The sequence below is a fragment of the Streptomyces sp. NPDC026672 genome, from assembly GCF_040638185.1.
Taxonomy (GTDB): Bacteria; Actinomycetota; Actinomycetes; order Streptomycetales; family Streptomycetaceae; genus Streptomyces.
The window spans coordinates 12,265-22,880 of record NZ_JBEZXS010000005.1 but is presented as its reverse complement, the minus strand read 5'-3'; the positions used below and the strand labels follow the sequence as shown (position 1 = coordinate 22,880).

The following is a 10,616-nucleotide window of genomic DNA, read 5'->3' as shown; positions in this document are numbered from 1 at the left end:
CCGGCCGCTCACCGCGGTCCCGACTCAGGGGTGGGACAGCTGACCGGTGCCGCCCCGCCGGCGTATCCGCTCCCGCTCCCGCTCGGCCGCGCGCGCCTGGCGCCGCGCGTACCGGCGCTCACGGCGCAGGGTCCGTGCCGTGCTGCTGGGCTCCGACACCACCCCGTTGCGCTGGTTCCACACCTGACGGGTCACCCAGACGTCCAGCACACCCCAGGTGGCCACCACCGTGCTGGCCACACTGCTGATCACCATGGGGAACGCCAGCCACGACCCGGCCAGCGTGCACAGGAACGCGGTCACGGCCTGGATCAGCGTCACGGAGATGATGAGGACCGCCCGCACCGCCGCCGTACGCACCGGATCGGGCAGCCGGCGGCGCCGGGCCGGCTCCTCGACCCACAGCGGTCTGTAGGCCGCCGCCCGGGGCTCCGCGCCCGCTTCGTCCGCTTCCGCGCCGCGTCCCTGTGCCGGAATGCCGAGAGCCGGCACCTCCGGACTCCACCGCGCCGCCGGGCGCCCCGTCCTGGCGTCTCCCCTTGCCACGTGCCGCTCCGCCGTGCCCATCACCGTGTCACTCCCCACCGCCGGCCGACCGCTCTTCCCGGTGCCCGAAGACACCGACTCCCCAGTGGCTGCCCGGCTTGCGCTGATTTACGCCGCCAGGAGGCGCGACACGGCTCCTGTGGCCGATTCCGCCCCCGTTCCCGTGATGAAGGACGAACGAAGCGTCACGAAGATTCCCGACAGGCGAATAAATCCAGCCAACCACTTCACCGTTCTGGACGCGTTCGTCCCCGTCCCGGTTGCCGGAACCCGGGTGTCCATCTCCCGCAATGACCGGACAACTCGGTATGTCACCCCGACGATGCGGAAGTTCATCTTCCGGACGGGTCTTCGAGTTGACCGTGGGGCGGTAGTAGGCTCACGCCGTTTGTTGACGGACATGTGTACCCCCGTCCGAAGGGGGCGAGTTGGGGGAGGGCATGCGCTTTCGCGGGAAGTCGGTACGCCGGAAGATCGTGGCGCTGCTTCTCGTGCCGCTGGTGTCCCTGACCGCCATCTGGGGCTTCGCGACGGTACTCACGGGACGCGAGGTCGCCCGGTTCTTCCGCGTGTCGCACGTCGTGGAGGGCATCGGCTACCCCACCGAGGACACGGTCCGCGTCCTCCAGCAGGAACGCCGCCAGTCCCTCGTCCACCTCGCCGACCCGCGCGCCTCCGACGCGCAGGACGCCCTGAGCCGCACCCGCAGCGCCACCGACGAGGCCGTCGCAGAGATCCGCAAGGACGCCGGGGACCCCGAGGTCCGCGACGACCTCGACGGCGGCGACAGGCAACGCCTCACCGCGGTCCTCGACGCCCTCGACGGCCTCGCCTCCCTGCGCCGCGGCGTCGACCAGGGCACGCTCCGCCGCGCCCAGGCCCTCGACCTCTACAACCGGGTCGTCGACCCCTGCTTCGCCCTGCTCACCGGCCTCGACGGCGTCGACGACGCGGGCCTGGACCAGGAGGCCCGCGCCCTCGTCAACCTCAGCCGGGCCCGCGAACTCCTGTCCCGCGAGGACGCGTCGCTAGGTTCCGCCCTCGTGGTCGGCGACCTCACCCGCGAGGAGACCCGCGACGTCTCCGACCTGGCCGCCCAGCGCACCCTCCTCTACGACATCAACCTGCCGCTGCTGCCGGCCGCCGACCGCGACCGCTACGCCCAGTTCTGGAAGAACGCCTCCTCCGCACCGCTGCGCACGGCCGAGCAGGCCGTCGCCGACGCGGGAGGCGGCACGCCGCGCGGCGTCGACGCCAAGAGCTGGGACACCACCGCGGGCAACGCCCTCGACGCACTGCGCCGCCTCGACGACCGGGCGGCCGACCGCCACCAGGACCGGATCCACCCCGTCGCGGTGCGCGTGATCGCCCAGGCGGCCGTCGCCGGTGTCCTCGGCCTGGTCGCCCTGCTGCTCTCGGTCGTCCTGTCCATACGCGTCGGCCGGGGCCTCGTCCGTGACCTGCGCCGGCTGCGCCAGGAGGCCCACGAGGCGTCCGACGTCCGGCTGCCCAGCGTGATGCGCCGGCTGTCCGCGGGCGAAGAGGTCGACGTCGAGACCGAGGCCCCGCTGCTGGAGTACGACAAGAACGAGATGGGCCGGGTCGGCCAGGCGCTCAACACCCTCCAGCGCGCCGCCGTCGAGGCGGCCGTCAAACAGGCCGAACTGCGCTCCGGCGTCTCCGACGTCTTCGTCAACCTCGCCCGCCGCAGCCAGGTCCTGCTGCACAAACAGCTCACCCTGCTCGACACCATGGAGCGCAGGACCGAGGACACCGACGAACTCGCGGACCTCTTCCGACTCGACCACCTCACCACCCGGATGCGGCGACACGCCGAGGGCCTGGTCATCCTCTCCGGTGCCGCGCCCTCCCGGCAGTGGCGCAAACCCGTCCAGCTGATGGACGTCGTCCGCGCCGCCGTCGCCGAGGTCGAGGACTACGAGCGCATCGAGGTCCGCCGGCTGCCGCGGGTCGCCGTGACCGGCCCCGCCGTCGCGGACATCACCCACCTGGTCGCCGAGCTCCTGGAGAACGCCACGGTGTTCTCCCCGCCGCACACCGCCGTCCAGGTCCTGGGCGAACGGGTCGCCAACGGCTTCACCCTGGAGATCCACGACCGCGGTCTCGGCCTGGCCGCCGAGGCGCTGCTCGACGCCAACCTCCGGCTCGCCGAGACCCCCGAGTTCGAGCTCTCCGACACCGACCGGCTCGGCCTGTTCGTGGTCAGCCGCCTCGCCCAGCGCCAGAACGTCCGCGTCTCCCTCCAGCCCTCGCCCTACGGCGGCACCACCGCCGTCGTCTTCATCCCCGACGTGCTGCTGAGCGACGACGTACCGGACACCAACGGGCTCGGCTTCCGCATCGACCAGGACCACCTCGCCAGGGCCGGCACGACGGAGGAGGGCCGCACCAGCGGCCTGGCGCCCATACCCCTGCACATCCCCGGTCCCGCCTCCCCGTTCGACGGGCCCGTCGAACTGGAGGCGCCCACCGGCCTGGACGCCGTCGAGGCGTTCCCCGGCGCCCTCGGCGACGAGGACAGCGCCGGCGGACTCTTCCGCCCCCGCCGCCCGCGCACCCGCACCGACGACACGGCGCCCGCTCGGCTCGGCGAGTTCCACCAGCGCCCCTCCGACGCCTCCGACGACGAGGATGCACACGGCGCGGGGGAACACGTCAACGCTCCCGTGCCGCTGCCCCGACGCCGCGCGCCCAAGCTGGTCAGCTCGCACGGCAGGCCCGTCACCGGCCGGCACACCCCGGACGGCGAGCAGGACACGGAGCCCGGGACCCACACCGACGGCACGAACGGCACCGACGGTTCCGGGGGCTCCGACGGGAACACCCTCGCCCCGCTGCCGTCCCGTCGCCGCACCGGCGCCGCACCGCGCGCCGCCGACGGACCGGCCGCCGACCACCCCGGCGACGGAGAGCCGCCCGCCCTCCCGCAGCGCACCCGCCACTCGGCGACCCCGTCCGGCGGCGACCGCGGCGGCGACACACCCGCCCCCGGCGACACCCCCCAGGAGACCGGCCGGGCCCCGGGGGAGCGGCCGGCCGGAATGGTCCCCCTGCCCAAGCGCGTACGCCAGTCCCATCTGGCACCGCAGCTGCGCAAGGACCCCGAACGGCGCCCCGCGCGCGAGACGCCCCCCGCGGAGCGCGACGCGGACGAAGTGCGCAACCGTATGGCCTCGCTCCAGCGCGGCTGGAAGCGCGGCCGCGAGGAGAACGCCGCGGGCGAGACGACCCATGACGGCGCAGCACCAGGAACGACTAAGGGAGACGGTCGATGACCGCACCGCAGGCCGCTGGCCACTTCAGCAACAACGGCGAGCTGAACTGGCTCCTCGACGATCTCGTGAGCCGGGTCGCCAGCATCCGCAAGGCCGTCGTGCTCTCCGGCGACGGCCTGGCCATCGGCGCCTCCACGGACCTGACCAGGGAGGACAGCGAGCATCTTGCCGCCGTCGCCTCCGGCTTCCACAGCCTCGCCAAGGGCGTGGGCCGCCACTTCGAGGCGGGCAGCGTGCGGCAGACCGTCGTCGAGCTCGACGAGGCGTTCCTGTTCGTCACCGCGGCGGGCGACGGCAGCTGCCTCGCCGTCTTCAGCGACGCCGACTCCGACGTCGGCCAGGTGGCCTACGAGATGACCCTCCTCGTGAAGCGGGTCGGTGCACATCTGGGGGCGGCCCCGCGCACCGATCCGACCCTGGGCGGGTAGTGGGATGGCATGAGCGGAGAGGATCAGCCGAGCAGCCACTGGTTCGACGACGAGGCCGGACCGGTCGTGCGTCCGTACGCCATGACGCGCGGCCGCACGACCAGTCCGGACCAGCACCGACTCGACCTGATCGCGGTCGTCGTCACGGAACCCCATGTGGACGATCCGGGCGCCGACCCGACGCTGTCCCCCGAGCACGTCGACATCGTCGAGCTCTGCCGTGACACCCCGCAGTCGGTGGCCGAGCTCGCCGCGGAGCTCGATCTGCCCGTCGGAGTGGTGCGCGTCCTCGTCGGAGACCTCGTCGCCGCGGAACTCGTCCATGTGACGCGGCCGGTTCCCCCGGCGGAACTGCCGGACGAGAGTATTCTGCGCGACGTGATCAACGGCCTCCGGGCGCTGTGAGCGGCGCGGAATCGGAAGTGTGACGTGACAGGCTGGCAGTTCTGGGTCGACCGGGGCGGTACCTTCACCGACATCGTCGCGCGCCGTCCGGACGGCGGCCTGCTCACGCACAAACTGCTCTCCGACAACCCCGCCCGCTACGCCGACGCGGCCGTCGCCGGCGTACGCGAACTCCTCGGCGGCTCCGACGGGCCCGTGGAGGCCGTCCGGATGGGCACCACGGTCGCCACCAACGCCCTCCTGGAACGCAAGGGCGAACGCACCCTCCTCGTCGTCACCCGCGGCTTCCGTGACGCCCTGCGCATCGCCTACCAGAACCGCCCCCGCATCTTCGCCCGCCGCATCGACCTGCCGGAACTGCTCTACGAACGCGTCGTCGAGGTCGACGAGCGCATCGCGGCCGACGGCACCGTGCTGCACGCCCCCGACCTCGACGCCTTACGGGGGCCGCTCCAGGAGGCGTACGACGACGGGATCCGCGCCGTCGCCGTCGTCTGTCTGCACAGCCATCTCCACCCGGCGCACGAACAGGCGATCGGTGAACTCGCCGCCCGCACCGGCTTCCCCCAGATCTCGCTGTCCAGCGAGGTCAGCCCCCTCATGAAACTCGTCCCGCGCGGGGACACCGCCGTCGTCGACGCCTACCTCTCGCCCGTGCTGCGCCGCTACGTCCAGCACGTCGCCGACGAACTGCGGGACGTACGGCTGATGTTCATGCAGTCCAACGGGGGGCTCGCCGAGGCCGGTCAGTTCCGCGGCAAGGACGCCGTGCTGTCCGGGCCGGCCGGCGGCATCGTCGGCATGGCCCGCATGTCGCAGCTCGCCGGGTTCGACCGCGTCATCGGCTTCGACATGGGCGGCACCTCCACCGACGTCTCGCACTTCGCGGGCGAGTACGAACGCGTCTTCACCACACGGATCGCCGGCGTCCGGCTGCGCGCCCCCATGCTGGACATCCACACCGTCGCGGCCGGCGGCGGATCCGTGCTCCACTTCGACGGCTCCCGCTACCGCGTCGGCCCCGACTCGGCCGGCGCCGACCCCGGACCCGCCTGCTACCGCGGCAGCGGACCGCTCACCGTCACCGACGCCAACGTCATGCTCGGCCGGATCCAGCCCGCCCACTTCCCGCGCGTGTTCGGACCCGACGGCGACCAGCCCCTCGACGACACGCTCGTCCGGGACCGCTTCGCCGCCCTCGCCCGCGACATCCACGAGCGGACCGGCGACGACCGCACCCCCGAGCAGGTCGCCGAGGGCTATCTGCGGATCGCCGTCGCCAACATCGCCAACGCCGTGAAGCGGATCTCCGTCCAGAAGGGCCACGACGTCACCCGCTACGCCCTCACCACCTTCGGCGGGGCGGGCGGACAGCACGCGTGCATGGTCGCCGACTCCCTCGGCATCCGCACCGTCCTCGTCCCGCCCATGGCCGGTGTCCTGTCCGCCCTCGGCATCGGCCTCGCCGACACCACGGCCATGCGCGAACAGTCCGTCGAGGCGCCCCTGGAGGCCGCCTCGATGCCCGCCGTCCGCAGGACCGCCGACGACCTGGAGAGCGCGGCCCGCGGCGAACTCCTCGCCGAGGACGTCCCGGCCGACCGCATCCGCGTCACCCGCCGCGCCCAGCTCCGCTACGACGGCACCGACACCACCCTCACCGTCGAGCTGACCGAGCCCGACACCATGCGGCACGCCTTCGAAGAACGCCATCGCGCCACCTACTCCTTCACCCTCGACCGCCCGGTCGTCGTCGAAGCCCTCTCCGTCGAAGCCACCGGCGTCACCCCGCCCCCCGATCTCTCCGCCCTCGCCCCCTACGAGGGCCGCACCGCCGACCCCGAGCACGTCCGCCTCCACACGGGCGGCGCCCGGCGCGACGTCCCCCTCCACCGCCGCGAGGACCTGCCCCCCGGCCACACCGTCACCGGCCCCGCGATCATCACCGAGGCCAGCGCCACGACCGTCGTCGACGACGGCTGGCGGGCCGCGGCGACCGACGACGGGCACCTGGTCATGGAACGCGCGGCGGTCACGGAGAGTTCCGACCTGGACACGGAGGCGGACCCGGTTCTCCTCGAAGTCTTCAACAACCTCTTCATGTCCATCGCCGAGCAGATGGGCGCCCGCCTGGAGTCCACCGCCCAGTCCGTCAACATCAAGGAACGCCTGGACTTCTCCTGCGCCCTGTTCGACCCGGACGGGAACCTGGTGGCCAACGCCCCGCACATCCCCGTGCACCTGGGCTCGATGGGCACCAGCGTCAAGGAGGTCGTCCGCCGCCGCGCGGGCACCATGCGACCCGGCGACACCTACGCCGTCAACGACCCCTACCACGGCGGCACCCACCTGCCCGACGTCACCGTGATCACGCCCGTGTTCGACTCGCGGGGCGACCGCGTCCTCTTCCACGTCGCCTCCCGCGGCCACCACGCCGAGATCGGCGGCATCGCGCCCGGCTCCATGCCCGCCGACAGCCGCACCATCGAGGAGGAGGGCGTCCTCTTCGACAACTGGCTGCTCGCCGAGGACGGCCGCTTCCGCGAGGCCGAGACCCTCCGCCTGCTCACCGGGGCGGCCCACCCCTCCCGCAACCCCGCGACCAACCTCGCCGACCTGCGCGCCCAGATCGCCGCCAACCGCAAGGGCGTCGACGAGGTCGCCCACATGATCGAGGACTTCGGGCTCGACGTCGTACAGGCGTACATGCGGCACGTCCAGGACAACGCGGAGGAGGCCGTCCGCCGGGTCATCGACGCCCTCGACGACGGCGAGTACGCCTATGAGACCGACTCCGGCGCGACCATCCGCGTCCGCGTGCGCGTGGACCGCGAGGCACGCCGCGCGACCATCGACTTCACCGGCACCTCCGCCCAGCTCGCCACCAACTTCAACGCGCCGTTCTCCGTCGTCAACGCGGCCGTCCTGTACGTCTTCCGCACCCTGGTCGACGACGACATCCCCCTCAACGACGGCTGCCTGCGCCCCCTGGACATCGTCGTCCCTCCCGGCTCGATGCTCGCCCCCCGGCCGCCCGCCGCGGTCGTCGCCGGCAACGTCGAGACCTCCCAGGCCATCACCGGTGCCCTCTACGCCGCACTCGGCGTCCAGGCCGAGGGCTCCGGGACGATGAACAACGTCACCTTCGGCAACGAACGCCACCAGTACTACGAGACCGTCGCCTCCGGATCGGGCGCCGGGGACGGCTTCCCCGGCGCGAGTGTCGTGCAGACCCACATGACGAACTCGCGGCTCACCGACCCCGAGGTCCTGGAGTGGCGGCTGCCCGTGCGGCTCGACGAGTTCGCCGTCCGCGACGGCAGCGGCGGCGCCGGTGCCTGGCGCGGCGGAGACGGCGCGGTGCGCCGCATCCGGTTCCTCGAACCCATGACCGTCTCGACGCTCTCGCAGCACCGCCGCGTCCCGCCCTACGGCATGGCGGGCGGCGCTCCCGGCGCGCTCGGCGCCAACCGCGTGGAACGTGCCGACGGCACGGTGAGCCACCTCGGCGGCAGCGACTCGGCGGACGTCGGCCCGGGCGATGTACTTGTCGTCGAAACCCCCGGCGGCGGTGGCTACGGGCCGCCGTCCGCCGAACCCCATCGAGCAGGAGAAGAATCCGATGACCTTCGGGCGTTCTGAGCGCGGGAAGCTCCCGGTCGAGCCCGTCACGCTGAAGATCCTGGTGGCCGGCGGCTTCGGGGTGGGCAAGACCACCCTCGTGGGCGCGGTCAGTGAGATCCGGCCGCTGCGCACCGAGGAGCTGCTCACCGAGGTCGGACGTCCGTTCGACGACACCACCGGGGTGGAGGGCAAGCACACCACCACCGTGGCCATGGACTTCGGCCGCATCACCCTGCGCGAGGACCTGGTGCTGTACCTGTTCGGCACACCCGGTCAGGAGCGGTTCTGGTTCATGTGGGACGAGCTGTCCGAGGGCGCCCTCGGCGCAGTGGTGCTCGCCGACACGCGCCGCCTGGAGGACTGCTTCGCCGCCGTCGACTACTTCGAGCGGCGCTCCATACCGTTTGTCGTCGGCGTCAACTGCTTCGAGGGAGCGGCCCGTTACCCCGAGGAGGACGTGCGCCGCGCCCTCGACCTCGACACGGACGTCCCGGTCGTGCTCTGCGACGCCCGTGACCGCGCCTCCGTCAAGAACGTCCTGATCGGCGTCGTCCAGCACGCGATGGACCAGGGCGCCCGGCGCCGGCGGGCCGCCGTCACGACCTGAGGCGCGGACACGGCCCGTACCCCCGCCGACCGGGGTACGAGCCGTGGTCCCCGCGGGAGTGCCCCACGCGCGCGGACGCACGGGCGCCGCACGCGCGTGGGACGAACCTCCCCGGCTCCTAGTCGTCCCCCTCCAGCCACCCGAAGCTCTTCTCCACGGCCCTGCGCCAGTTGCGGTACTCGCGGTCGCGCACGGACGCCTCCATCGACGGCGTCCACTCCGCGTCCTTGCGCCAGTGCGACTTCAGCTCGTCCAGGTCGTTCCACACGCCCGTGGCCAGTCCGGCCGCGTAGGCGGCGCCCAGACAGGTCGTCTCGGACACCCTGGGCCGGATCACCGGTACGCCGAGCACGTCGGCCTGATGCTGCATCAGCAGGTCGTTCCCGGTCATGCCGCCGTCCACCTTCAGGGTCGAGATCCGCACCCCGGAGTCCTGGAACATGGCGTCCACGACCTCCCGCGTCTGCCAGCTCGTCGCCTCGAGCACCGCCCTCGCGAGGTGCGCCTTCGTGACGTAACGGGTCAGGCCCGTGATGACCCCGCGCGCGTCGGAGCGCCAGTACGGCGCGAACAGACCCGAGAACGCCGGCACGACGTAGGCGCCGCCGTTGTCGTCCACGCTCGCCGCCAGGGTCTCGATCTCGTCGGCCGTGCGGATGATGCCGAGCTGGTCGCGGAACCACTGCACGAGCGCGCCCGTTATCGCGATGGACCCCTCCAGGCAGTAGACCGGCGCCTCCGAGCCGATCTTGTAGCCCATCGTCGTCAGCAGCCCGTTCTTCGAGGGGACCGGCCGGCGACCGGTGTTGAGCAGCAGGAAACTCCCCGTGCCGTAGGTGTTCTTCGCCGTGCCGACGTCGTAGCACGCCTGCCCGAACACGGCCGCCTGCTGGTCGCCGAGCGCCGACGCGACGGGCACCCCGGACAGCTGCCCCACGGCCGTCCCGTAGATCTCGGCGGATGACCTGATGTCCGGCAGCATCACCTCGGGCAGGTTCATCGCGGAGAGGATGGACGCGTCCCACTGGAGCGTCTCCAGGTCCATCAGCAGGGTCCGCCCGGCGTTCGTCACATCGGTGACGTGCTGTCCGCCGTCGGTGCCGCCCGTGAGGTTCCAGATCAGCCAGGAGTCGATCGTCCCGAAGGCGATCTCGCCGCGTTCCGCCCGGTCCCGCAGCCCCGGCACGTTGTCGAGCAGCCAGGCCGCCTTGGGCCCCGAGAAGTAGCTGGCCAGGGGCAGTCCGGTCCGCTCACGGAAGCGGTCCTGCCCGTCCGTACCGCCGAGTTCCGTGCACAGCGCGGCGGTACGGGTGTCCTGCCAGACGATCGCGTTGTGCACCGGCTTGCCCGTCGTGCGGTCCCACAGGACCGTCGTCTCGCGCTGGTTGGTGATGCCGAGCGCGCGTAGCCGGTCCGGGCGCAGCCCCGCCTTGGCGAGCGCTCCCGCGACCACCGCCTGGACCTTGGACCAGATCTCGGTGGCGTCGTGCTCCACCCAACCGGGCCTGGGGAAGATCTGCCGGTGCTCGCGCTGGTCGACGGAGACGATCGCGCCGCCGTGGTCGAAGACGATGCAGCGGCTCGACGTGGTGCCCTGGTCGATCGCGGCGACGTACGTCTCTGCGGTGTCCGTCATGGCTACCCCTCGGTCGCTGGGTTGAGAAGGCGTCTCCGTTGCTCATGGCGGCTCCTGGCAGGGCCTGCGGAGCG

7 protein-coding genes are annotated in these 10,616 nt (G+C 72.4%); 5 read left to right on the top strand and 2 right to left on the bottom strand.

Features of this window, described 5'->3' with window-relative positions:
• Window positions 1–24: 24 nt before the first annotated feature.
• On the bottom strand, window positions 25–567 hold the full coding sequence (locus tag AB0F77_RS06795; RefSeq protein WP_361942619.1) for a hypothetical protein: 543 nt from the start codon (window positions 565–567) through the stop codon (window positions 25–27).
• A gap of 419 nt (window positions 568–986) precedes the next feature.
• On the opposite strand from AB0F77_RS06795, the gene AB0F77_RS06790 reads away from it, so the two are divergent.
• From AB0F77_RS06790 to AB0F77_RS06770, 5 genes are read left to right on the top strand one after another with little or no spacing between them, the layout of a single operon-like run.
• On the top strand, window positions 987–3,842 hold the full coding sequence (locus AB0F77_RS06790; protein ID WP_361942616.1) for a nitrate- and nitrite sensing domain-containing protein: 2,856 nt from the start codon (window positions 987–989) through the stop codon (window positions 3,840–3,842).
• Window positions 3,839–4,270, top strand: coding sequence for a roadblock/LC7 domain-containing protein (locus tag AB0F77_RS06785; protein ID WP_361942613.1), 432 nt, complete (start codon window positions 3,839–3,841; stop codon window positions 4,268–4,270). The genes AB0F77_RS06790 and AB0F77_RS06785 overlap by 4 nt, the downstream gene beginning before the upstream one ends.
• A gap of 9 nt (window positions 4,271–4,279) precedes the next feature.
• Window positions 4,280–4,675, top strand: a complete 396-nt coding sequence (locus AB0F77_RS06780; RefSeq protein ID WP_361942610.1) for a DUF742 domain-containing protein — start codon at window positions 4,280–4,282, stop codon at window positions 4,673–4,675.
• 24 nt (window positions 4,676–4,699) lie between these two features.
• Complete coding sequence (locus AB0F77_RS06775; RefSeq protein ID WP_361942607.1) at window positions 4,700–8,317, top strand: hydantoinase B/oxoprolinase family protein; 3,618 nt, start codon at window positions 4,700–4,702, stop codon at window positions 8,315–8,317.
• Window positions 8,298–8,906 (top strand): ATP/GTP-binding protein, encoded by a 609-nt coding sequence (locus AB0F77_RS06770; protein WP_361942604.1) that lies wholly within the window; start codon window positions 8,298–8,300, stop codon window positions 8,904–8,906. The genes AB0F77_RS06775 and AB0F77_RS06770 overlap by 20 nt, the downstream gene beginning before the upstream one ends.
• 118 nt (window positions 8,907–9,024) lie before the next feature.
• Here AB0F77_RS06770 and glpK read toward each other — a convergent pair whose 3' ends face one another.
• Window positions 9,025–10,542: a glycerol kinase GlpK gene (gene glpK / locus AB0F77_RS06765; protein ID WP_361942601.1), complete on the bottom strand. Its 1,518-nt coding sequence runs from the start codon at window positions 10,540–10,542 to the stop codon at window positions 9,025–9,027.
• Window positions 10,543–10,616 lie beyond the last annotated feature (74 nt).